The organism is Streptomyces sp. NPDC001822 (genome assembly GCF_042892135.1).
Lineage (GTDB): Bacteria > Actinomycetota > Actinomycetes > Streptomycetales > Streptomycetaceae > Streptomyces.
On the sequence record NZ_JBIATW010000024.1, the window covers coordinates 13437 to 35701 of the forward strand.

A 22265-nucleotide genomic window follows, 5' to 3' on the forward strand; every position below is an offset into this window, starting at 1 on the left:
CCTAGTGCCTCCACCCAGCCGGAGGCACTAGCACCCCCTGATCGCCCCGCACAGCGCGTACGGGCAGGGCGGGCGCGCCTCGTACGGGCCCACCTTCAGCCGACCCAACGGCCCACGGGGCTGGGAGGGCGACGTGCCCTGACCGCGCTCGCGCCTGTGGTCCACCCCCGAAAATGGGGGGACTTCCCCAATTGGGGAAGTCCCCCCATTTTCGGGGGCTGCTTCCTGCTTCAGTCTTCGACGAGTTCAGCGTCGACCACCGCCGGGTCGAGGGCATCGTCGTCCGCTTCAACCTTGATCTTGCCGAGGATGCGCCGGATCGCATCTTGCTGGCGCTGAGCATCGGAGCCGCTGCGCACCCTGCGGGCGGTCTTGTCCTCGGTGGCGGTCTCGATCGCTTCGCGGGCCGCGTGCAGCAGTCGCAGAGCGGCGTCCACGGGGTCTGTTCCTGGAGCGGAGCCCGCAGACTTCTGCGGAGTCTCGGTCCGCTGCAAGGTCTCCTCCATCGCAGAGGTGACAGCCATCAGGTGCTCCGCCCGCTCCGGATCGGTGGCCGCTTGTTGCCCCGCCTCGAAGCTCAGTTCAGCTACGGCCTGCTGGAGTGCGGCCTGCAGGTCCGCGATGGGCTCGACAGTCACGATCGTCTCCCTCGTCGGTAGGAGCGTATCGAGCCGATGGCCGCCGGAGGTTCAGAAACAGGCACTGAGCTTGTCATTTAAGGCCCATCGTCGAACGCGGCTCGAACTTGGTCGGTGTTTTCGCAGTTCAGTAGACGTGAGAGCGGCCCCCGCCTGATCCTTTGCTCCGTCACAGAGGCAGAGGAACAGTACGAAGGCCGTGGTCATGAGTCTGGAGTGCCTGGTCCTGCGGGACCCGTTCGCGGAACTGTCATGCTTCCGGACGGAGTTGTACGCGTGTCTGATTGCCCGGGGCGACGCGCTGTTCGAGTTATGCGACGCGTTGTTGTGCACGGACGGGCCGGTGCGGACGCTCGTCGATCTGGCGCTCGCCCCGGAACACCGCCGCGGGCACGGGGCCCTCTACGGTGGCCTCAATCAGGGGTGGATCGACGTCGCCCGGCTGCGTCGGGCCCTGGTGTCGACGCCGCTGCCGAGGGCTGCGGACGGTCGGATCGTGCTGGCCGCAGACGTCTCGCCGTGGCTGCGGCCGGATGCCAACACCTGCCCTGACCGGGCCTTTTGTCACACGTTCGGCCGGGGTGAGGGCAAACATCAGATGGTGCCCGGCTGGCCGTACTCGATCGTGGCCGCGCTGGAGACTGGCCGCACGTCATGGACGGCGGTGCTGGACGCGGTCCGCCTGGAGCCCGGCGCCGATGTCGCCGCGGTGACCGCCGTCCAGATCCGCAAGGTCGTCGAGCAGCTCGTCGAGGCAGGCCAGTGGAAGCCAGGCGACCCACACGTCCTGGTCGTGCTGGACGCCGGCTACGACGCGCCCCGCATCGCCCACCTTCTGGCTGGCCTGCCCGTCGAGATCCTCGGTCGGCTCCGCTCGGACCGGGTGATGCGGCGTCCGGCCCCCTCCCGCAGGGAGTTCGCCCTGGCCCACCCCCTTGGCGGCCGGCCGCCCAAGCACGGTGGCGAGTTCGTCTTCGGCGACCCCTCCACTTGGGGCATCGAGCAGGCCGTGACGGTCACCGACACCCGCCTCTACGGCAAGGCGACCGCGCGGGCATGGGACCGGCTGCACCCCAGGCTTACCCGGCGGGCGGCCTGGATCGAGCACGACGGACCACTGCCCCTCATCGAAGGCACCGTCATCCGCCTAGTCGTGGAGAAACTGCCGTCCGGCGGGGTGAATAAGCCGCTCTGGCTGTGGTGGTCGGGCACCGGGGCCAGCACGGCGGACGTCGACCGCTGCTGGCAGTCCTTCCTCCGGCGTTTTGACCTTGAGCACACGTTCCGCTTGCTCAAGCAGACCCTCGGCTGGACCAAGCCTCGGCTTCGCAGTTCGCAGGCGGCCGACCGGTGGACCTGGCTCGTGATCGCCGCCTACGCCCAGCTCCGGCTCGCTCGACCGCTGGCCACCGACCTCCGCAGGCCCTGGGAGAAGCCGGCCGAGCCGAACAGACTCACCCCCGCCCGCGTCCGGCGCGGGTTCAGGAACCTGCGCGCGAAGACCGGCTCTCCGGCCGGTGCACCTAAACCCTCCCGGCCCGGGCCAGGGCGACCACCGGGCTCAAAGAACATCCGCCCGGCCATCCGCCATGACGTGGGCCGCGTCCTGGCGACCGGCGAGGCATACAGCCGCCCCGCTCACCATAAGAAGGGCACCAAGCCCCGTCGTTCAAGCGGCACTGACAGTGCAGACAGAGCCCCGTAGGCTGCTCTGACGCAGAACGGCGTGATCTTCAGCGGGGGACTATGACAGGCGGCAACAAGCCCAGCACGGATATCAGTGACGGCCATATCGGACTGGCCCTGACGATCATTGCCTTGATCGTCATCGCTATTGTCGCGGGCCCTCGCTGGACTTTGATCGTCGCGGGATGCTTCACAGCCTGGTTCGTCCTGGCGTTGATCGTCATCCATGTCAGGGGCGGTCGAGGCGGAGCGGCACTTGGACAGGCCTACGTCGCGACCTTCTGGTGGGGCGACTACGTCAGTCCCTGACGGAGTTAAACGACAAGCTGAGAGGGCGTTTGATGTAGGCGGATTGCCCTTTATCTCCTAGTAGGTTCCTCGCCAGGTGGGTGTGGTCTCGTCCGTTATGCGCTTGGTGAGGTTGTCGATCGAGGCGACGTGGATCATGGCTTTGGAGCTGGCGGGCAGGGTCTCGTAGTCGCGAGCGAGTCGGCGGTGCGTCATGAGCCAACCGATACTGCGTTCCACGACCCAGCGCCTTTTGACCACGTGGAATCCGCGAACTACTGGTTTTCTGTTGACGACTTCGACGTCGATTCCGAGGTTGGCTCCGTGCTCGACGACGGCGTTTTTGAAGCCGGTGTCGACCCAGCTCTTGGAGATGGTCGGGTAGGTCTTCTTGGCGTGGTCGAGGAGGCGGATTCCGACGGCGTTCTCGGAGAGGCTCGCGGCGGTGACGGTCACGGCGAGGAGGAGTCCGATCGTGTCGGTGAGGATGCCCCGCTTCCGGCCGACGATCTTCTTCGCGGCATCGGTTCCCTGGCTGGTCAGGGGCACATTGGTGGAGGTCTTCACGCTCTGGGTGTCGATTACGGATCCGGTGGGCTCGGGCTTGCGCCCTTCCTTGACGCGGGCCAGGCCGACGAGGTCGTAGTTGAGCTGGGCGAATATTCCCTCGTCGCGCCAGGCGGCGTAGTAGGCGTAGACGGTTCCGTGGCTCGGGAAGTCGTGCGGGAGGTACTTCCAGGGGATTCCCGTGCGGTTCACGTAGAGGAGCGCGTTGAACACATCGCGCAGTTCGACTTTGGCCGGCTTTCCGGTGGGCCTGCGGTCGAGCCGGGCTTTTCGCCATGCCGCCAATGTCGGCTCGATCAAGGCCCATCGGGCGTCGGACAGATCGCTGGGATACGGCTTGCGCTGGCTCACGCCCCAGATGGATCATGAGCACGCCGGAAGGCTTGCTTCCGCTCGATACTGGGCGGGTCTGTGTCATTTTCAAACCAGACGGACTTCCAGGAGCAGAAGCTGCCGAGACGGGCGCAGGTCCTCCCGGTGAAGCCGGACACACATGCCGCCTACGCCTTGAAAGCCCTCAAAGTGGGGCAGGGATGAAAATCGCATTACGGAACAAGGCTGGGTAAACGCCCTCTGAAAGAGCGTTTTGTCCCGACAGGGGTGCTTCATTGCAGTTCAGGTAGCGGACCGCTTCGGGCCGGCTGAGGCGGTAGACGCTTGTTGTGGCAGATGGGGCGGGTGACGGCCTTCGAGGGTCCGTTTCGGTCCCTTCGCTCCTGTCAGATCCCAACACGCCCCCGGTCGCGCCTGTTTGCGCCCTGTTGTCGGGACGGCTGCCATCGGTACTACGGAAACATGCCTCGCCGACAACGGCCGTACCCCAGTGACCTGTCCGATGCCCGTTGGGAACTGCTCGAACCAACCCTGACAGCCTGGCGAGTGGAACGCAGAGGGAAGGGCCTGGACATCGGGCGGCCGCCCGAACACGACCTGCGCCGGATCATGGACGCCATTCTCTACGTCGACCGGACCGGGATCCCGTGGCGGTATCTGCCACGCGACTTCGCCCCGTGGGAAACCGTCTACGGATACTTCGCCGCCTGGCAGAAGGACGGCGTCTTCGACCAGCTCAACGGACTCCTGCGACGGCTGGTCCGGAAGGCCGAGGGCCGAGACGCCGAGCCCAGCGCCTGCATCCTCGACGCCCAGAGCATCAAGACCTCGGCCAACGTGCCCGCGGCCGGCCAGGGCATCGACGCGGGCAAGAAGATCGCGGGCCGCAAACGGCACATCGGCGTCGACACCGTCGGCCTCCTCCTGGCCGTGCTGGCCACCGCCGCCAGTGTCTCCGACAACGTCGGCGGAATCCGCCTGCTCTCGAACATTGCCGAAGGCCACCCTCGCGTCACGAAGGCGTGGGCCGACAGCGGCTACCGCACCAAGGCCATCGACCACGGCGCCCGCCTGGGCATCGACGTCGAAGTCATCCGCCGCGACCCCGCCCAGAAGGGTTTCAAGGTGATTCCGCGGCGCTGGGTCGTCGAGCGGACCTTCGGCTGGCTCATGCACCACCGCCGCCTCGCCCGGGACTACAAAACCAACCCACACCGCTCCGAAGCCATGATCAACATAGCGATGATCGACCTCATGAGCCGCAGACTCACCCGCGAATCAACCCGCAACTGGCGCGACAGCTGAACGGCGGCAGCGTCGGGCTCCTGTGAATCACAGCAGGTAGGGCCACAGGCTCACGCTGTTCCGCTCCACACTGATCTCGACCCACGTTCCATCGACAGCAGCCGATGGCGGCGGGTCGGCGAGGTCGAACAGGATATGGGTTCCAGCTACTTCCAGCGTGGCTCCGCCATCGCCCGTCAGGCCCAGCCGCCCCCGAAAGACGATCCGACCGCCTTCCTCCTCATCCACCCCGGGGGAAAATGAAGTGGCCGGTCGAGTGTTGCCGCCCCAGGCCACGTCCTCTTCAACGGTCCACTCCACATGATGTTCGCGGCCCACTCCCGTGGAATCGCCGCACCAGAACGCCGCAGCGGCACCCACCTCCGAGGGCACCCGAACCGTCGCGCGCCCGTCGGCGACCTGCCCAACCGCTTCCACGTGAACCAACACCCCACAATCATCCACGGCAGCACTGCGTTACCAACACTCCTGCCAGGACAAAACGCTCTTTGAGAACGAAACCGGGTCTGGCGGCGGTCCCGGCGGACCGTTTCCGATCTTGCTCGGGCAAAGGACCGTTTGTGACAACGTGCTCAGGTATGCAGGGCCGCCGGGGTGGGGGTCACGGTGGGGCTCTCGCGGTCGACTGTGCGGGTTCGGCGGCGGCGCCGAATCTTGCTGCCGCCCAGGACGGTCCCAGTGATCACTGCGGCGGTGGCGGCGAGGGCGGGGCCGCCGTAGGTGATGACGTGCTGGAGGGAGGTGGCCGCGGCGTAACCGGTGGCCGCTTCGGCGCCGGCCCACAGGGGCGCGGCGAGCAGGCTGTAGGGGGCGATGCGCCGGTAGGGCAGGCGGGTCGCCCCGGCCAGGTGGGGGGTCAGGGTGCGTACGACGGGGACGAAGCGGCACAGGAAGACGGCCTGGCCGCCGCGTCGGGCCATGAGTGCTTCGGCGCGCTGCCAGGCGGTGGTGGGGATGCGGCGACCGAGGCGTCCGGTGCGCAGGCGGCTGCCGAGCAGGTGTCCGGTGCGGTGGCCCAGGGCGTCCCCGGCCACGACGGCGCCCGAGGCGGTGGCGATGACCAGGAGGAGATTCAGGGCGCCGGCGCGAGCCAGAGCCCCGGATGCCAGCAGAAGAGTCAGGGTCGGGACGAACGCGCCGACCACCAGCACGGACTCGGCGAGCACTGCGGCGGCCAGGATCGCGTAGGCGGCCGGGGCGGGAACGTGGCCGATCAGTCCGGTCAGCGTGTTCACCGGTGTGCCCCGGCCATGAGGTCCAGCGCTGCCGGGACCGTCGCGCAGGCGGGGCGGCGCAGCTGCCAGACGTTGGCCGGGGGCAGGTTGCCCCACACGGTCCAGCAGCCGGTGGCATACCTGTGCTGGTAGTGGGCGAGGACCTCTTCGACGGCGCGGTGACGGCGGCCCTCGGCGCGGGAGGCGGTCAGAGCGCGTGCGTAGCGGGTGCCGCGGTAGGCGAAGTAGGTGAGGGTGCCGCCGGGGTGAAGCAGCTCCATGTACCGGTTCATGATCGTGTCGACCTGGGCGGGGGTGAAGTTGGTGAAGGGCAGGCCGGAGACGATCACGTCGTAGGGGCGCCCGGTGTCGAGCTGTTCGACGAGGGCGTGGTGAACCCGGACCCGTTCGCTCTCGATGGCCAGCCGCGGGTGGGTGCGGACGAGGTGGCGCAGCTGGGAGGCGAAGCGCGCGTTGGCTTCGACGATGTCCAGGTGGCTGCCCGGGGAGAGGCGGGGGATCAGGGTGCGGGTTACGGAGCCTGTGCCCGCGCCCGCCTCCAGGACGTTCAGGGGCTGCGTTGAGTGTTCCTGGAGCGGGTCGGTGAGCAGGCGGGCAAGCGCTTTGCTGCTGGGAGCGATGGCTCCGGTGGTGCGCAGGTCGCGGGCTGCTTCGATGAGGAACATCCAGCCCTCGGCGTTGCGCTGCGCGAGGACACGGTCGTGTGAGGTGGTCCAGTCGTCCATGGCTTCGACGCTAGGGACGGTCGCTCTCCTGCGGATCGTCCCTTGTGCGACCACCCTCCCCTACGAAAGTAGGGGGTCGGGGTGGCAGAACGTCGGGTGTGAGGCAGGCGGCCGCCTGTCTACGCTGCACAGGTGAAACGGGAACAGAGCCACAGGTGGGCCGTGTACGGGCGCTACGGCCTGGTGGTGTTGCTGACGCTGGCCGCGGTACAGAACACGGCATCGAGCACCGGCGGCCACTACGACGGCGTCCGCATCGCGGTGGCGCTCGCGTGCGGGCTGGCACTGCTGCTGCGCCGCGGCCCCTGGTGGCTCGCCCCGGCTCTCACCACGGCGGCGGCGGGCGTGTGGGGATGGCCCCTGCTCGCGCTGCTCCTGCTGGCCCTGTTCGACCTCGCCGCTCGCCGCCGCACCTTGGCAGCCGTGGTCTGCTCGGCCGTGGCGCTCACCGGCAATGCCGTCCTGCACCCGGTGGTGTCCCTGTGGACCCCGCAGCCCTACGGCTCGGCGCTCTTTGTAGTGCTGGCCGTGGTCGCAGGACTGTGGATGGGGAACCGGCGCCGCCTGGTCAAGGCGCTGAACGCCCAGGTGGAGCATCTGTGGATCGAGAGGGAACTGCGTGAGCAGGCCGCACGCATGGCCGAGCGGTCCGCGATCGCTGCGGAGATGCACGACGTGCTCGCCCACCGGCTCAGCCTGATCGCCCTGCACACAGGAGTCCTGGCCACCAAGAAGAACACTCTGCCCGCCCCCGTCATCGAACGTCTCAGCCTGCTGCGCACCGCCTCCACCGACGCCCTGACCGACCTGCGCGACGTGCTCGGCGCCCTGCGCACCGAAACCTCGCCCTCCACCGACCGTCCCACACCGGTGCTGCGGGACATCGAAGAGATGATCGGGCAGGCACGGGCGGCCGGGCAGGTCATCGACACGAACATCGAAGGCAGTCCGGAGCAGGCTCCCGCGGCGCACCGGCTCGCCGTCTACCGGTTGGTCCAGGAAGCGCTGACCAACGCCCGCAAACACGCCGCCGACGAGCCCGTCCGTGTCCGCATCGACTACGGACCGCCCGCCACCTTGATCGAGGTCACCAACCCGCCCGGCACCAACCTCCATGGCGCCCAGGCAGTTGCTTCAGGATTCGGCCTCATCGGCCTGCGCGAGCGGGTCGAAGCACTCGGCGGGCACCTGAACGCCGGGCCCGGCGGCGCAGGGACCTGGAGACTGGCCGCCCGCATCCCCCACCCCGTCACCGAACAGATCGGTCCCCTCACGTGATCCGCGCCATGGTCGTCGACGACGACGCCCTCGTCCGCCTCGGCCTGACCGACCTCCTCGACAGCGACGACGCCATCGAGGTCGTCGCCCAGGCCACCGACGGTCTCCACGCCGTCGAGCAGGCCACCGCCCACCGCATCGACGTCGCCCTGGTCGACGTCCGCATGCCCCGCATGGACGGCATCGCCGCCACCAAGCGCCTGCGCGCCCTGCCCCACCCGCCGAAGGTCATCACCCTGACCACCTTCGACCTCGACGAGTACGTCTACGACGCGCTGGCCGCCGGCGCCGACGGCTTCCTCCTCAAGGACACCGACCCCGCCGAGATCCTGCGCGCCGTCCACCTCGTCGCCGCAGGCTCCGCCATGCTCCACCCCACCGCCGCCCGCCGCCTCATCGACCGCTACCACCATGCCAACCGCCCGCAGGCCACCCGGGCCCAGAACCGCATCGTCCCCCTCACCCCACGCGAAAAGGACGTCCTTGCCCTGCTCGCCCAGGGAGAGACCAACGCCGACATCGCGAAAACACTCGGCATGCAGGAAAGCACCGTCAAATCCCACGTCAGCCGCATCTTGACCACCCTCGGCGTCACCAACCGCGTCCAGGCCGCGCTCCTGGCCCGCGACGCCGGCCTCACACCCTGAGATCCATCCCAGCCTCGCCACCGCAGCGTCCTGACCTCGATCAGGTCCTCCGGCTCCCAGTCCTGCCGCACCCCGCGCTCCCTCCGGTCGTTGTGACCGGACCAACCTCGCGCGCAGTCGGCGGCGTCGCGGGATCCTGCGTCAGGCGGCTTCGGCTTCGTGCGGCCGTGCGTCGGCGAGCAGCTCCAAACGGTGGACCGGCTCTGGCCCCGGGGGAGGGAGGGCCGTTGGTTGCCTCCTCGACCGGGCGTTTCGCCTCCTCCCGGGCTGGTTCCAGCAGTAGGAGCGTTCGTCCTCGCGCTGGCCCCACTGGTCAGCTGCGGTCGATGATTTGCAGGCAGGCCGTGCGGAGAGAGCACTGGTAGCGGACGCCTTCTGGATGCCGGGTACGAACGATGGCTTCAGCGGCCAGACCGGACGTCATCACGCATCCGACTTGCGGCCACCACCCTGGCGAGCCGGTGCAGTTGCTGCGGTAGCCGCCCGGCACGTTCCGGCCGGGCACCGTGCCGACGCCATCGCAGGCCGACGACCTCAGGCGAGCTCATGGCCGGATTGCTCGCCCAGAGCCTCGGTGTGAACGTACAGGTCGCCGGGGCAAGTCCTACCGGCCCCAGACCGGCACCGACGACGCTCATTGTCCTATGAAGCGGGTCGTACACAGGATCTGTCAGACGACCCGCCTTCGGCGGCGTTCCTTGCCCCTGCCCTCCTCGGCGCCTGCGAGCCGTCGCCCGTTCCCGTCCTGCCCGCTACGGTCTTGGCTGCTGATCGTTGAAAGCCCTGACGCTGAGCTGCTGGTTGTACGACACGTCGCCTCCAGTGGGGCGGATGGAGGTCTCGGACGTGAGGGTGGTGCCGGACGGGTTGGAACGGGCGACCGGGCGTCTCGTCCACGGAGCGGACGACGGTGTGCTGCTGCTCGGGCGGGAGGTGGCAGCTGACTGGACTCTGGTGGTCGAGATCGAAGGCACGACCGGGTGGGTGGGCATGCGTGCCACGGTGCTGGCGTCCCTGTCCGCGGGTGGGCGGACCGCGGTCTCCGTGTGTGCGGACCGAACCAGCTGACCGTCCACATCGCCGTGGACGGGGCGGTCGCGGGCTGGGTCGACGCCGGTACTGGCAGACGCCACGGGAAGAACCTCGGACCGGTAGGGCGTGCCCTGAGCGCGGTCGGCTTCCCCACGACCGGAGCAGACGAACCATCAGGTGAGGCCGCGGCACTGACACCTGACGAGCGCGTGGCCCTGGCCCTGCGGGAGGCGACCGGCATCCAGCTGGAAGACGACTACTTCGAGGGGACCTGGCTCGGCAGCGTCAGCACCACCGCCGCTTGAACCAGGCCGCTCTGGCATACGAGGCAGCAGATCCGGCGGGAGGACTGCAGTCGACGCCTCTCGCGCCAGGCGTACTGTTCGCCGAGCGGGGCGTCGTCCTTCGGTTTTCTCGGCGGAGCGGAGATCTGGCCGGGTGATGGTGGACCGCTCCAGGCCGTACAACTCCGCGAGAGCGGCATGCGGGAGCTGATGACGCAGGTAGATCAGGAGGGTGACCAGGATCCTGTCGGTGAAGACGAGGTCGTGCTTCGACCCTGCGCCCGGCTGTTGCCTGCGTTTCCCTCCTCGTCGCTGGTGCAGCGCGGACTCACACCGCGCGGCCCACGGAAGGGCCAACTCCTCGATCAAACAGCCGAGATGTGCGCGGGAGATGCCCGTGCAGGCGGGATGGGACAAGGCCGCACGGGCCCATTCCTTCGTCATCACACACAAGGAACCTGTACGGTCCTTTCTACGTCACGCTCTGGCCTCGCGCGCGGCCTGTTGGCCCTGGTCTCGGTCTGCGAGTGCCGCCGCGGTGGCGCGCGCGAAGGCTTCCGGGTTGTCCAGCATGATGTTGTGTCCGCAGTCCGGGATCCTGACGACGGACACCCCTGCCGCAGTGAGTGCGGCAGTGCCCGTGAGCGGGCCGTCGGCCTCGGGCAGCAGGTAGGCGCGGGGAATCCTCAGGTCCAGCAGAAGCTCACGCATGGTGGGGACGGTGCCGCGGGTGAGGTGGACCGCGCTGCGATGCAGGGCCTCACGGCCGGCCAGACGCATCGTGGACCACCAGTGGGGGCCGACCCGGTCGCGGACCTCTCCCCACCCGTCTGCCAGAAACTCCTGCTCGGAGTAGGCGGCGATCCCGCTGCTGCCCGACGAGGCAGGTGTGCGCGCGATCGGGTCGAGGTTGGCGTCCACCAGGACCAGACGGGAGACCAAGTGCGGGTGCCGGGTGGCCAGGACGATGGCCACCGAGCCACCCATGCTGTGTGCGATCAGCTCGGCGCCGGCGACACGCGCGCAGGTCAGGGCTGCGGCGAGCGCATCCGCGTGTGATTCCAGGGTGTAGTTGAAGCCCGTCGGCCGGTCGCTGATGCCGTGACCCAGCATGTCGATCAGCAGCGAACGGCGGCCCGCAAGCAGGGGATGGACCGCGACCTCCGTGAAGTAGGCGGGTGAACTGGCACCCAGACCATGCACGTAGACGCGTGGCGGCTCCTGCCCCGGCAATTCAACCCAGCGGATCTGGTCGCCCTCGGGCGTCGCGGTGGCATGGCGCACAGTCTGCTCCCCTGTAGTCAAGATCAATGGAGAGACGAGAGTAACCACCGAGCCTCGGTGTATCACCACCGGTCCAACGCGCCAGGCCCTCACACCCCGAAGCTCGACCTCTCCACACGTGCACCGGGTCCTGGCCAGATAGCTGGCTTGAAAGACACTTCTAGCCAGTCCGGAGAATCCGGCAACATCCTCTTCGAATGCGGGGACGGGCCTCCCTTGCCCGGATACACACCGACCGTGGATCGGTCAGGAAACCACGGGCCGGACACCTTACCGACTTCTGATTGGGGACAGATGAAGAGCGCTCGTTTGATGATCACCAGACTTGCAGCCGTGTTCGCAGGCGCCAGCCTTTTCCTCATCGCTTCCACCCTCCCGGTTCAGGCGGCGAGCTACTGGCGAATGTCCATTTTTGCGAATTACGTCGGCGTCGGGGCAGACCGACACTGGGTCGAGGTCTGCGACAAGGAGGCGGACGGGGTCGGGGTATCCGGCACCTTCTACTTCAGTAGCGGATCTCCGGTCAAGGTCGGTGACGGAAACGGATCAGCTGCCGGGTGTGGAAACCGGACCTTCTCCGGCACCGTCATCGGCGTTGAAGCGTGCTGGAACGGGGCGGATATCGTTTGTGACTACAGGTCGGTGCCCTCCTAGCATCGATCGAGCCTACGAGGGGACTGCTGCACGCACCGGGACCGTGCCCCCGCTGCAGCCCCAAGCAGCGGCTCTACGAACTCCTCGCCGATGGCACCGGCTCCATAAACCCGAAGCTACAGCTCCTTCACGACGCCCTGGCCGACACCGAACGGGCCGGCACCGCGATGCGGTGGCTCTCCAAGGGCATCGTCTCCACCGTCCTGTCCGATCTCGGCACCGGCCGCCAGCCTCTCACTCACAAGGCCCTGGACGAGTTCCCCGAAGGCAAGGTCGTCGAGCACATCCGCAGCGTCCTCGTCGCCACCGGAGTCCTGCCCCAGCGAGATGAGCAGATGGTCCGTCTCGAACGGCACGTGAAGGACCTCGTCACCTCCCACGCAACGGACGAGGGCCGGAAAATCCTTCACCGGTACGCGACGTGGCATCTCCTGCGCCGGCTCCGCCGACGCAGCCGCGGCAAGGACATCACGCACTACCAGCTCACGGTCGCCCGCCAGCATCTGCGGGCGGCAGTCCACCTCCTGGACTGGCTCGAAGAACATAACCTCACCCTGGCCACCTGCCGCCAGGCCGACCTTGAACGCTGGATGACCAGCGACGACACCCGCCACCGCCGGGAGGCAGGCCACTTCGGGCGCTGGGCCCTGGCCCAGAAGATCGCCCGCGATCTCAGCTTCCCGGCCGAGCGATGGAACAGCCCCTCCCAGGCGATGGACGACGAAGCCCGCTGGGACACCACCCGCCGCCTGCTGCACGACGACACCCTCAAACCCGAAGACCGCTTCGCAGGGTTGCTGTTGCTCCTCTATGCCCAGTGGCCCGCGGCAATCTCCCGGCTCACAATCGACCACATCGAGGAGACGGACGGAGCCGTTCGCATCCGCTCGGCGCCGTCCCAGTCGAGCTTCCCGCACCCGTCGCTGACCTGGCCCTGCAACAGGTCGCGGTTCGCCGCAGCCATGCCGTCCTCGCCCTGACAGACTCACCCTGGCTCTTCCCTGGTGGTCAGCCCGGCCGTCCGATCAGTGCCTGGGCCATGGGCGAACGACTCCGCAAACTCGGCATCCGGCTCGCGGAAGCCCTCTCGACCGCGCTGTTCCAGCTCGCCACCGAGCTGCCCGCCGCCGTCCTCGCCCGCACCCTCGGCATCGACATCACCGTCGCTGTCAAGTGGCAGCGAGCCGCCGCCGGAGACTGGGCCGCCTATGCAGTCGAGATCAGCCGCCGGACGACTGCGGAGCAAGCGCAGGGCGAGGAGCCCAGCCTCCGTCGGTCTGAAGCCGCACGCGTCGAAGTAGAAAGGACGCAGATGCTCTTCAAAGTCAACATGGAGCCATTCGCAGTCCGCTGCACAGGCGCCCTGGGCCGCGGCCGTCACGAGTTCGGTCCCGACACCGGTCTTGCGCACGTCCTGGGCGACCATCGTGTCGAGAACGAACGCATGGACGCCACCGTCCCAGGCGACGTTGACAAACCCCATGAGTCTGCCGTCCTTTCGGGCACAGACCCAGCCGAGGCTGTGACGCTGCACTCGTGTCTGCCAATCGATGTTCCCCTGAACGTGACCGAACGCCTCCGCGTGGAGCGCGTTGACGGCAGCGTTGTCGAAGTCGCCGCGCCACTCAAACGTGATCGTCATGGGCCGCATCGTAGGTCGAGAGACGTCCGGCTCAGCCCTCTTTTTCGGGGCCCATGCCCCTTCAGTCAGAGGCATTCCGGCAGTTCCAATACCCGACTCCACCATTATGCGTCTCCTCGGACTTCCGCACCCGCTCCCTGCGCCGGCACCTGGACACCACCATCGCAGCCGCCCTCCAATCCCAGAACGGGAGGCAGGCATCAAGCGCACGGTCGGCTACACCTGGCGGCTGCGCGAGGTGATGGCCTCGCACCACGTCTTCACCGCCATCGAACTGGTGCCACTGCTGCGCGAGCGGGGCATCGACCTGTCCGCCTCCCAGGTCCACCGCCTGGTCTCCGGCACCCCCGAGCGGCTATCGCTGCAGGTCCTGTCCGCGCTCTGCGCCATCCTCTCCTGCACCCCGGCCGACCTGGTGGCCATGTCACGAACTTCGGCCCCGCGCGGCGCGCATCCTGCCCGACGCATGAGCCGCCCATAACGCCACCGACGAGCAGTACGAACGCTGGTACATGGCCGGACGGCCGCCGCCGGCACCTATTCACTGTGACTCGACACCCGTAACAACCCGCTCACCGTCATCGCGGCCAAGGACGGCTACGCGCCGGCCGTGGCCACGGTGAAGCTCGTGAAGGGCGGCACCGTGATCAACAACTACACCCTCAAGAAGCAGTAGCACGGCGGTACATCGGAAAGCGGCGGGCCACCCCATCCGGGGCGGCCCGCCGTTCCGTTCCTGTGTCTCTCACCCGCCGGACCGCGTGCGGACCGGCCGCCGGGAGGCCGAGCGGTACTGCGGACGGGTGCTGCACCCGCTGACCGTGGTTACCGCCCTGGAATCAGAACTCCTCGACGTAGTAAGGCTGCACAGTCATCGAGCCGTTCCCCCGGGCCCCGTAACGGGTGCCGTTGTCGTTCTGTGCCAGGGTGTACCAGGAGTCGACGTAGTCGGGGTCGTCGGTCCACCAGTCATCGGGAATGGCGTTCAGCACAGCGTCGACCAGCGGGATGTACACACCCTGGTCGGTGACGGTGAGCAGTACCGAGGCGATGGCTTTGGCGAGGTCGCGGTAGTTGGTGCTGCCGTCCTCCTCCATCATGACCGCGTCCGCGAGGTTGTACTTGTAGTTGGACCAGTTGACGAGAATCTGGTTCGGCCGGTACGTGGTGCCGTCGTTGTCCAGATAGGGCATGTCGACCGGGTCGACCCGGACCTTGCCGTCGTGGCCGAACCCTGTGACCAGTGTGTAGATCTCCGCGTCCCCCTTCACCCAGGGCTCCTCGTCGTCGGAGAGCCGGATCTCGGAGATGCGGGTGGTCCAGAACCCTGCCGCCGCGGCCGAGGGGGACGACGACCGGGCAGGGGACGTCAGACCCTGACGCCCGAGCTGGTCCTCGAGCACCCTGAGCCCCGCTGCCAGGGCCTTGGATCCGTCGATGTCGAGGACGTATACCGGGTGGCTGGGGGCCGTACGGGCATCCACCGTGTGGCCGCGGCCGAGGCTGTCGTAGGCGGTGACCGTGGGGGCGTCGTCGTCGTAGGCGCTCGCGGCCACCCATGGTGTGACCCCGCCGGCCAGCGAATCGCGCATGGATTCGGCCCCGAGCCGCAGTTGCAGCAGGGATCCGATCCCTTCGTCCAGGCCCTTGGCGGCCGCGATTTGCCGGTCAGCTTCCGCGAGGGCGGTGCGGAGCCGGCCGGGGGCACTGTCCGCGAGGGCGGTCACGGCCACCTCGTCGGAACTGAGCGCGGCGTCGCGCACCCTGTTCCGCCAGCCGGAGTCGGACAGTGATGCCGCGATGGCACGGGCGGCCTGGTCCTCCGCCTCCGTGACGGTGGATGACGGTGCCCGGTTGTGCGTCACCGCTGCGGCGGGCAGTATCTGAGATGTTGTCAGTAAAATGAAGCAGGCAACGGCGGAGAGGACTGCCCCGCGGTGACGCGGGTGACGATGTCTCACGAGTATTCCTCCTGCGGGCATGCATGACGTGACGTCGGGCCATGGCAGAGCGCGAACCGGAATCTATGCGGGTAGATCCCCGATCCGGGAGTAAGCATGGCTGTGCGCCGACCGCCGGACAAGAGTGCCTGCATGCCGGACGGCGGACGGCACGGTTCGGGTGCGCCGGCCACGGGCCTGCGGCTCGTTCGTCCCGTGCCGACAGCCCTCAGGTTGCGCGGGCGTCCGTCCCCGTGACTGCGGGAGTACGGCGAGGCGCTCTTCGCCCGATGGCGGAATGCTCGCTGACCGGGGCTACCGTGAAGCTCGTGTTCACAGATATCGAAAGCTTCCAAGAGACGCTCACGACAAGCGGGTTGGCTCCATTGCTCAGTGGACGCCACGACGGTGGGGCGTTCCGGGCCGACATCAGTGCACGCAGCCTCGGGTTCCTATGGCTGATCGAGCTGACAACACCCGAGGGCGAGTGTTTCCGGGACGCCCGCTGCGCCCGCGCCGATGATGAGGAGCTGTGGCAGATCGACGTGATGACGCGAGGGCGGGCGCACGTCGAGCAGGACCGCAGCTCCGCCGATCTCCGCCCGGCCGACCTCGTCCTCATCGACCCGGCGCGGCCCGCGCGGTTCGCCAGCACCGCCAGCACGCATGTGACCGTGCTGGTGCCCCGGCGGGAGCTGCGAATCCGCGCCGGGGACGCCGCCCGCCTGGTCGGTGTACGCATCAGGGGTGACGGCGGCCCCGGGGCCCTGGTGTCGTCGCTCGCGCGGGACATGGCCGGGTCTCTGACGGGTTTCCGTGCGAATGAGGCGAACCGGTCCGCGGCCGCGGTGACCGAGCTGATCTCGGTGGCGCTGGAGGCCCAGCTGGGTGACGTACGCCCGTGCCCCGACGATGCACTGCGCGACCGTATCCACGGCTACATCGAGGCGCGACTGTCCGACTGGGACCTCACTCCGGCCGGAATCGCCGCCGCACACCACATCGCCGTACGCCGGCTCCACAAACTCTTCGAGGACCAGCCACTGACCGTGGCCGCCCTCGTCCGCCGGCGACGCCTGGAGCGCTGCCGTGCGGACCTCGCACGCGGCGACCGGACGGTCGCTGCCGTCGCCGCCCGCTGGGGCTTCGCGGATCCGGCCCATTTCAGCAGACTCTTCAAGGCGACGTACGGCTACAACGCGGGCGCGCTGACGTCCAGTAACCGTGCACGGACAGTCAAGGCGCGGGCCGCCCTCCCTGGCGAGGATGGTGGTGCATACAACTGAGAAGGGTGATCAGATGGACCAGTCAGTCGAGGCGATGAGCGCTGTTCCGGGCCGGATGTACGAGGCCTGGAACCGGGGGGACGTCGCAGGTTTCTTCGCCGACTTCGCCGAGGACGCCCTTTTCGCGGATCTCGAGGGAACCATCTACCGCAGCCGCGCGGAGATGATCTCAAGGCATGAGGAACTCATCGCAACCGTGGTCAAAGGTTCTCGGCTGGTGAAGGGTGATGTGCCGTTCGCCCGCATCATCAGCCCTGGTGTCGGCGTGGTGCACGGCCGCGTCGGCATGCTCCTGCCGGGCGAGGAGCATCCGCCGCCGACGCGCTTCTCCATGCAGCTCTTCGTCATGGTGTGGCGGGACGGCCGCTGGGTGGTCGTGGCCCTGGAGAACGCGCGTCTGCTTTCGATGGAAAGCATGGCCGCCCTGGAATCCCTGTCCACCGGTCATGACGAATTCACACAGGTGTCAGGTGACGGCGACTTCGAGAATGCACCCCGCCGGTAGGAGCAGCTCACTGTCACGGGCCTGAATGTCTTCGGTGTGCCCGGGACACCATTGCGTTCCGGGTAACGCCACCGGCCGGCACCGGCCCCCGGGGCGAGCCGCAGGTTCCTGAGGGGTGCCGGACGCGGGGCACGACCGCAGGCCGGGCTCCTGGCGGTCCCGGGCGGTCAAGGTACGTCGCGGCTCCATGGCGTTGCACGTGCTTCACCTGTCCTCCAGGGCGTTCACGACCGTGCGCGCGAGGCATCCGCTCAGTCCGCCTCCTTCAGGAACTCGGCGGTGTGCTGCCCGAGGAGCGGGGCTGCCGAGACAGGCTGGAGGATCCGTCCCGCCATCTCGAGGAGCAGGCCCGCGTACTCGTGCGTACCTGCCTCGGGGTGGGTCAGGCGGGCGAACCACCCTCGGTGTCGCAGCTGCGGGCCCTCGAAGAGTTCCTTGCCATTCTGTACCGGGGCGGCCCGAACTCCCGCTCGCTGAAGCCGCTGCGCCAGGTCCGCCTTGTCGTGGTCCCTGGTCACGCCCGACAGGCGCCGCAGGATTTCGTCCGCCCTGGTCCGCCGCCCGGTCACGTCGCGCAGCCCTGGATCGTCCGCCCAGTCCGTCCAGCCCAGTTCCCCGCACAGCGCGGCCCAATGGGCACTGTGCTCCACCGCGATGGCGATCCACTGGTCCTCTCCCCTGCAGGGATACGCGTCGTGGGGGGAACGCGTCGGGCCGCGCGTTGCCCTGGGGGGCAGGGTCCGTGCCCGTGTCGACCGATTCCAGGATGATCTCCCCGATCCACGTCATGGCCGCCTCCCGCTGGGCGACTTCGACGCACTGCGGCCGGCCGCTGCGGTCACGGTGCAGCAGCGCGGTGAGCGCCGTGGACGCCCCGGCCAGACCGCCCATCGGGTCGAGGTAGGGCGAACCCGAACCGACCGGGCCGGACTCGGCGTCGTACCCGATGAGTGAGGTGATTCCGGCCATGGCCTCCATAGTCTGCCCCTAGTGACCTGAGTCAGAGATTCGCTGGCAGTAGCTGGCGACCTTGTCGAGGATCTCGTCATCGGTCTTGGTCCAGATGAAGGGGCGTGGGTGTTCGTTCCAGTCCGCGACCCAGGCCCGGATGTCGCGTTCGAGTGCTTGGACGGAACGGTGGACGCCGCGCTTGAGCTTCTTCTGCGTGAGCTCGGCGAACCATCCTTCCACCAGGTTCAGCCAGGAGGAGCTGGTGGGTGTGAAGTGCAGGTGGAATCGAGGGTGTGCCAGCAGCCACTTCTTGACCGCCGGTGTCTTGTGGGTCGCGTAGTTGTCGAGGATCAGGTGCACCTCGAGACCGGTCGGCACTTCCTTGTCGACCTTGGCCAGGAACTTCTTGAACTCGGCTGCCCGATGACGCCGGTGCAGTGAGCCGATCACCTTGCCGGTCCCCACTTCCAGAGCCGCGAACAAGGTGGTGGTGCCGGCACGGATGTAGTCGTGGCTTCAGTGTTCGGGGACGCCCGGCATCATCGGCAGCACGGGCCGGGACCGGTCCAGGGCCTGGATCTGCGACGTCTCGTCCACGCAGAGGACCAGCGCTCTTTCCGGTGGATCCAGGTAGAGGCCCACGACGTCGCGGACCTTGTCGATGAAGAACGGGTCCGTGGACAGCTTGAACGTCTCGGACCGGTGCGGCGCGAGGGCGAACGCCCGCCAGATCCGGGAGATCGCCGACTGCGACATGCCCGTGGCGGCAGCCATCGACCGGGTCGACCAGTGGGTGGCGTTGTTCGGCCTCTCCTCGAGGGTCTTGATGATGACCCGCTCGACGTCAGCGTCATTGATCTCCCTGGGGGCACCCGACCGCGGTTCGTCGGACAGACCATCCAGGCCACGTTCGATGAACCGCCGCCGCCAAGTGCGGACCGTGTCCGCGGCAACATTCAGCCGACGCGACACCTCCAGAATCGAGTGTCCCTCCGCGCACTCCAGCACGATCCTTGAGCGCTGAGCCAGAGCCTGGGCCGTCGTGCGACGACGCACCCAGCCCTCCAGCACAGCCCGCTGTGCATCGGTCACCGACAACGGAGGAATCTTCGGACCCGGACGACTCATAAACAACCAACGACGAACCTGCGACTCAGATCACTAGCCCAGCTCGGCCGCAGGTCCGCTCGCGAGCCGTCGTTCACCACAGAAAGTAGTCGTGAAGAAGTTGGGTGGACGGGTTCCGTCGGGCGTGTCGTGGACGACGTCCGCGCGCGCATTGCGGTCCTACTGGGAGAACGCGTAGGTCCGGACGGGGTCGAGATGCAGTTCGAAGGGCCCGAAACAGTCGGCCGCGAGGGTCGCGACCGGAGCGCCGCAGGGGCAGGCTCGGTTGAGTCCCTCGTCGCCTGTCGGTCCGCAGCACCCACTGCTGTTCTTCCAGTTGGGCAGTGGCTGAAGACCAGCGGCGTCATCAGGGTGCACCAGCACTGTGTGTCGGCTGCCAGCCGAGATGACGATGCCTTCTTCGCGGCAGACCACAGGTCCGCGCGACTGAGCTGGCCTCGGGTCCTCCTGATCGTCCTGCACAACGTAGGGAGGTCCCCAGGGCTCGGGATCGATCGCGTAGTGGCCCTGCGGAATGGTGGAAGGCGCCCGGCGCGTCTCCATGTCCCGGTCGCGCTCGTCGTCTGAGACGCCAGGAACGGCGGCAAGCTCGGTGAGCTCCGGCGTGATCGCGGTGCCGCACTTGGAACAGAGGAAGACGGTCATCCCCTCGTTGTAGTGCTCAGGGCTGCTACTTCGCATCTTCGTTTCGCTGCTCGGAGTCGATGCGCGCGACGATGCCACGGAGATCGGGCATGCTCAGGTGGACGGTGGTGTGCCGGGCCGCGAGGTCGCGCATGGCGGCGCGCTTCTGCTCGGCGGCGGCAAGGCTTGCCTCGATCGCGGCGACCTCGCCGATCCATCCCTGTTCCTTGGCCTCCTGGAGCCGGTCGAGCAGGTTCGCGTGGATCTCCTCCGGCGGGGCATCTGCTCGGGATCGGGCCGCTGGACAAGGCAGCGGACGCAGGCGTGTTCATGGACGCAGGGGGTGCCGGAGTCGCGTGCGCAGACGCCGAGTGTGACCTTCCGCAGCTAAGGGTGGGCGAGGAAGTCCTGCCACTCCTGGGCGGTGGGCTCGCGGTACTCCTCCCCGGGTCGCAGCGCCCGGCGACGGGCGATGAAGAACCGGTGGTGGTTGATGACGTCTTCGGGATAGATCGCGGCACAGCCTAGCTAGAAGGGAACCTTGGCGTATGGGAGTGGGTCTGCCCCCTGCGGCCGCCCCGGCCAGCCGATGCGTCGAGGCACGCGAGCACCATGGAACGGGTCATCGGATACGCCGTTCATAGAACACTTCCATTTAGTGCCGCCTGGACGCAGTGTTGCAGGGTGTCAGCGATTACCCAACTCGAGCCGCCATCAAGACGTTTCCAACTGCTGATGGGCTGACACGTGAGGACGGCCCGGGCCTTGCCATCGGTGATCGTGATGTCTATGGACACGCGGATCTCGGGTCCGTACGGCGTCTTGCAGATCAGCGAAACGCTTCCGTGGCTAAGATCGAGCACCTCGGAGATCGCTGGTGTCTGCGCCTTCTTGATGGCATGCAGGGCGCTGTCGGCCAGCTGGAATGCGGTGGCGCCTTGCGCGTCGGCGGCTACGGTGCGGATGCCGGGCAGCCTTGCCGCCGCCGGCTTCAAGGACAGCCCGTAGTGGGCGGCCGTTCGGACAGCGGTGACTGTGTCAGCTGTGGTCACGATCAGTGCGAAAAGAACTCCGCAGGTCAGCCCGACAAGCGTGCTCTGTATGAGCGCGGATGCCCAGGGTGCGCCGTCACCCACGAGTAGCGCTGTGAGCGTCGCAGCGCCGACCATCAGGGCGGTTAGTCCGGCAACGGGTGCGACTTGGCGGACCACCGCCGACCAGTACTTGATCACCGACTGCACCTTTCAACTTCCGTTCATTCGGGGTTTTCATGTGGTTCAGGTCACGACTGGGGCCGGAACGGCTGGCTTCCGGAAGGTTTCTCCGGAAGTCGGCCGGCCTACTGGGCTAGGTTGTGCTGCTCGAGCCTATGGTCACTAAGTCCGTATAAGACCAGCTCGGCGCGCTCGGCCTGGTCCTCAACGTCATCGTGCTCTGGACGACGAAGTACATCGACGCCGCCGTCACCCAGCTTCGCGCCGAGGGCCACGAGATCCGCGATGACGACATGGCCCGGCTCTCGCCGTCCAGGCACCGCAACCTGAACCTTCTCGGCCGCTACAGCTCCACCGCAAGCGTCCCGGTTGCCGGAGCCCTACGCCCGCGGCGCGACCCGGACGGCCCGGAGCTGGAATAGGACGACGAGGAGGAAGGCTTCTGACACCTACTCGCTGGTTATCCAGTCACATCTGCCTCAACGCCTGGCTGCGGCCGGGTCCGTGTGCCCCAGCGGGCAAGAGATGGGCCGACAGCGCCCAGTGCCGCGAAGAACACCGCCAGCAACGAGCCAGCCCGTCGTGCCGAGGCCGAGCACCACCCTGGTGAGGATCGCGGGAGCGAGAGCCTGGCCCGCGCTGAAGCCGAGACCGAGGACACCTTGGCGCTCCGTGCCTGGGGGACCATCCCCGCGAGCCCGGGGAGCAGCTTCGCGGGGAACAGGGGTGCGTCTGCCCTGAGGGACCATCCCCGCGTGCCCGGGGAGCAGGCTCCCTGAACTGCGGGTTTATCGGCGGAGGAACGCGTTTTGCACACTTTCACCGATACCGGCATTACAGACATATCGCACCCCTCTCCCCAAACTGAACCACAGTCAACAGAGCCGACACTCTCTCGATTGCCACCATTCGGTCAGCACCGTTCCTAGCTTCTCATCATCGATGGGCCCGGAACCCAAGCCCCCTATGAACTCGCAGCATCCCGGAGACGCGCCAAGCATCCGGCAGCGATGGGGCAC

At 67.7% G+C, this 22265-nt stretch carries 22 protein-coding genes and 4 pseudogenes; 13 read left to right on the forward strand and 13 right to left on the reverse strand.

Annotated features, from left to right (window positions below; translation table 11 throughout):
• Positions 1–230: 230 nt before the first annotated feature.
• Positions 231–638 carry a hypothetical protein gene (locus ACFYY2_RS33605; RefSeq protein ID WP_388750218.1) on the reverse strand — a complete coding sequence of 136 codons (408 nt, stop codon included), beginning with the start codon at positions 636–638 and terminating at the stop codon, positions 231–233.
• A 205-nt stretch (positions 639–843) separates the two neighbouring features.
• On the opposite strand from ACFYY2_RS33605, the gene ACFYY2_RS33610 reads away from it, so the two are divergent.
• Both ACFYY2_RS33610 and ACFYY2_RS33615 read left to right on the forward strand, forming a co-directional pair.
• On the forward strand, positions 844–2343 hold the full coding sequence (locus tag ACFYY2_RS33610) for an NF041680 family putative transposase (protein ID WP_388750221.1): 1500 nt from the start codon (positions 844–846) through the stop codon (positions 2341–2343).
• A 41-nt stretch (positions 2344–2384) separates the two neighbouring features.
• On the forward strand, positions 2385–2633 hold the full coding sequence (locus ACFYY2_RS33615; protein ID WP_388750224.1) for a hypothetical protein: 249 nt from the start codon (positions 2385–2387) through the stop codon (positions 2631–2633).
• Positions 2634–2690: 57 nt separating this feature from the next.
• On the opposite strand, the gene ACFYY2_RS33620 is transcribed toward ACFYY2_RS33615, so the two are convergent.
• Positions 2691–3530 carry an IS5 family transposase gene (locus ACFYY2_RS33620; protein ID WP_388750227.1) on the reverse strand — a complete coding sequence of 280 codons (840 nt, stop codon included), beginning with the start codon at positions 3528–3530 and terminating at the stop codon, positions 2691–2693.
• 444 nt (positions 3531–3974) lie between these two features.
• Between ACFYY2_RS33620 and ACFYY2_RS33625 the strand changes: the two genes are divergently transcribed.
• Positions 3975–4817, forward strand: coding sequence for an IS5 family transposase (locus tag ACFYY2_RS33625; protein WP_388750230.1), 843 nt, complete (start codon positions 3975–3977; stop codon positions 4815–4817).
• Between the two features lie 27 nt (positions 4818–4844).
• Here the strand turns inward: ACFYY2_RS33625 and ACFYY2_RS33630 are convergent, their stop codons facing one another.
• The 3 genes from ACFYY2_RS33630 to ACFYY2_RS33640 all read right to left on the reverse strand — a co-directional run bounded on the left by ACFYY2_RS33630 (position 4845) and on the right by ACFYY2_RS33640 (position 6777).
• Complete coding sequence (locus ACFYY2_RS33630) at positions 4845–5246, reverse strand: hypothetical protein (RefSeq protein WP_388750233.1); 402 nt, start codon at positions 5244–5246, stop codon at positions 4845–4847.
• A 143-nt stretch (positions 5247–5389) separates the two neighbouring features.
• The gene (locus ACFYY2_RS33635) at positions 5390–6052 is read right to left on the reverse strand and encodes a DedA family protein (RefSeq protein WP_388750236.1); all 663 of its coding nucleotides are present in this window, start codon (positions 6050–6052) and stop codon (positions 5390–5392) included.
• Positions 6049–6777 (reverse strand): class I SAM-dependent methyltransferase, encoded by a 729-nt coding sequence (locus ACFYY2_RS33640; protein WP_388750239.1) that lies wholly within the window; start codon positions 6775–6777, stop codon positions 6049–6051. Before ACFYY2_RS33640 ends, ACFYY2_RS33635 begins: the two co-directional genes overlap by 4 nt.
• A gap of 132 nt (positions 6778–6909) precedes the next feature.
• Here ACFYY2_RS33640 and ACFYY2_RS33645 point away from each other — a divergent pair, with 132 nt between their 5' ends.
• The 4 genes from ACFYY2_RS33645 to ACFYY2_RS33660 all read left to right on the forward strand — a co-directional run bounded on the left by ACFYY2_RS33645 (position 6910) and on the right by ACFYY2_RS33660 (position 10039).
• Entirely contained in the window at positions 6910–8055 is a 1146-nt protein-coding gene (locus ACFYY2_RS33645) for a sensor histidine kinase (RefSeq protein WP_388750241.1), read from the forward strand.
• Positions 8052–8702 carry a response regulator gene (locus ACFYY2_RS33650; protein ID WP_388750244.1) on the forward strand — a complete coding sequence of 217 codons (651 nt, stop codon included), beginning with the start codon at positions 8052–8054 and terminating at the stop codon, positions 8700–8702. Before ACFYY2_RS33645 ends, ACFYY2_RS33650 begins: the two co-directional genes overlap by 4 nt.
• An 831-nt stretch (positions 8703–9533) precedes the next feature.
• Entirely contained in the window at positions 9534–9770 is a 237-nt protein-coding gene (locus tag ACFYY2_RS33655; RefSeq protein ID WP_388750247.1) for a hypothetical protein, read from the forward strand.
• A complete protein-coding gene (locus ACFYY2_RS33660) occupies positions 9749–10039 on the forward strand; it encodes a hypothetical protein (protein WP_388750250.1) in 291 nt (96 codons plus the stop codon). Before ACFYY2_RS33655 ends, ACFYY2_RS33660 begins: the two co-directional genes overlap by 22 nt.
• 456 nt (positions 10040–10495) lie before the next feature.
• Here ACFYY2_RS33660 and ACFYY2_RS33665 read toward each other — a convergent pair whose 3' ends face one another.
• Positions 10496–11302, reverse strand: a complete 807-nt coding sequence (locus ACFYY2_RS33665; RefSeq protein WP_388750252.1) for an alpha/beta fold hydrolase — start codon at positions 11300–11302, stop codon at positions 10496–10498.
• A gap of 312 nt (positions 11303–11614) precedes the next feature.
• On the opposite strand from ACFYY2_RS33665, the gene ACFYY2_RS33670 reads away from it, so the two are divergent.
• Both ACFYY2_RS33670 and ACFYY2_RS33675 read left to right on the forward strand, forming a co-directional pair.
• A complete protein-coding gene (locus tag ACFYY2_RS33670) occupies positions 11615–11956 on the forward strand; it encodes a hypothetical protein (protein WP_388750254.1) in 342 nt (113 codons plus the stop codon).
• A gap of 167 nt (positions 11957–12123) precedes the next feature.
• Positions 12124–12936 carry a hypothetical protein gene (locus ACFYY2_RS33675; RefSeq protein ID WP_388750256.1) on the forward strand — a complete coding sequence of 271 codons (813 nt, stop codon included), beginning with the start codon at positions 12124–12126 and terminating at the stop codon, positions 12934–12936.
• Between the two features lie 269 nt (positions 12937–13205).
• Here the strand turns inward: ACFYY2_RS33675 and ACFYY2_RS33680 are convergent.
• Positions 13206–13598: pseudogene (locus ACFYY2_RS33680) on the reverse strand (GNAT family N-acetyltransferase); the annotation flags it as partial.
• 241 nt (positions 13599–13839) lie between these two features.
• Here ACFYY2_RS33680 and ACFYY2_RS33685 point away from each other — a divergent pair.
• Positions 13840–14079, forward strand: coding sequence for a helix-turn-helix domain-containing protein (locus ACFYY2_RS33685; RefSeq protein ID WP_388750259.1), 240 nt, complete (start codon positions 13840–13842; stop codon positions 14077–14079).
• A 358-nt stretch (positions 14080–14437) separates the two neighbouring features.
• Here the strand turns inward: ACFYY2_RS33685 and ACFYY2_RS33690 are convergent, their stop codons facing one another.
• Positions 14438–15463 carry a DUF3103 family protein gene (locus ACFYY2_RS33690; RefSeq protein ID WP_388750261.1) on the reverse strand — a complete coding sequence of 342 codons (1026 nt, stop codon included), beginning with the start codon at positions 15461–15463 and terminating at the stop codon, positions 14438–14440.
• A 452-nt stretch (positions 15464–15915) separates the two neighbouring features.
• Between ACFYY2_RS33690 and ACFYY2_RS33695 the strand changes: the two genes are divergently transcribed.
• Positions 15916–16824, forward strand: coding sequence for a helix-turn-helix domain-containing protein (locus tag ACFYY2_RS33695; RefSeq protein WP_388750263.1), 909 nt, complete (start codon positions 15916–15918; stop codon positions 16822–16824).
• A gap of 13 nt (positions 16825–16837) precedes the next feature.
• Positions 16838–17329 carry an SgcJ/EcaC family oxidoreductase gene (locus tag ACFYY2_RS33700; RefSeq protein ID WP_388750266.1) on the forward strand — a complete coding sequence of 164 codons (492 nt, stop codon included), beginning with the start codon at positions 16838–16840 and terminating at the stop codon, positions 17327–17329.
• 251 nt (positions 17330–17580) lie between these two features.
• Here the strand turns inward: ACFYY2_RS33700 and ACFYY2_RS33705 are convergent, their stop codons facing one another.
• The 5 genes and pseudogenes from ACFYY2_RS33705 to ACFYY2_RS33725 form a co-directional block, all read right to left on the reverse strand.
• A complete protein-coding gene (locus tag ACFYY2_RS33705; protein WP_388750308.1) occupies positions 17581–18066 on the reverse strand; it encodes a CoA transferase in 486 nt (161 codons plus the stop codon).
• Positions 18041–18307: pseudogene (locus ACFYY2_RS33710) on the reverse strand (CoA transferase); the annotation flags it as partial. The pseudogene ACFYY2_RS33710 and the gene ACFYY2_RS33705, both read right to left, overlap by 26 nt.
• 9 nt (positions 18308–18316) lie before the next feature.
• Positions 18317–19408, reverse strand: a pseudogene (locus tag ACFYY2_RS33715) (IS630 family transposase).
• A gap of 159 nt (positions 19409–19567) precedes the next feature.
• The gene (locus ACFYY2_RS33720) at positions 19568–20053 is read right to left on the reverse strand and encodes a hypothetical protein (RefSeq protein WP_388750270.1); all 486 of its coding nucleotides are present in this window, start codon (positions 20051–20053) and stop codon (positions 19568–19570) included.
• Between the two features lie 617 nt (positions 20054–20670).
• Positions 20671–21264 (reverse strand): hypothetical protein, encoded by a 594-nt coding sequence (locus ACFYY2_RS33725; RefSeq protein WP_388750273.1) that lies wholly within the window; start codon positions 21262–21264, stop codon positions 20671–20673.
• A gap of 158 nt (positions 21265–21422) precedes the next feature.
• On the opposite strand from ACFYY2_RS33725, the pseudogene ACFYY2_RS33730 reads away from it, so the two are divergent.
• Positions 21423–21668: pseudogene (locus ACFYY2_RS33730) on the forward strand (Tn3 family transposase); the annotation flags it as partial.
• Between the last annotated feature and the right edge of the window lie 597 nt (positions 21669–22265).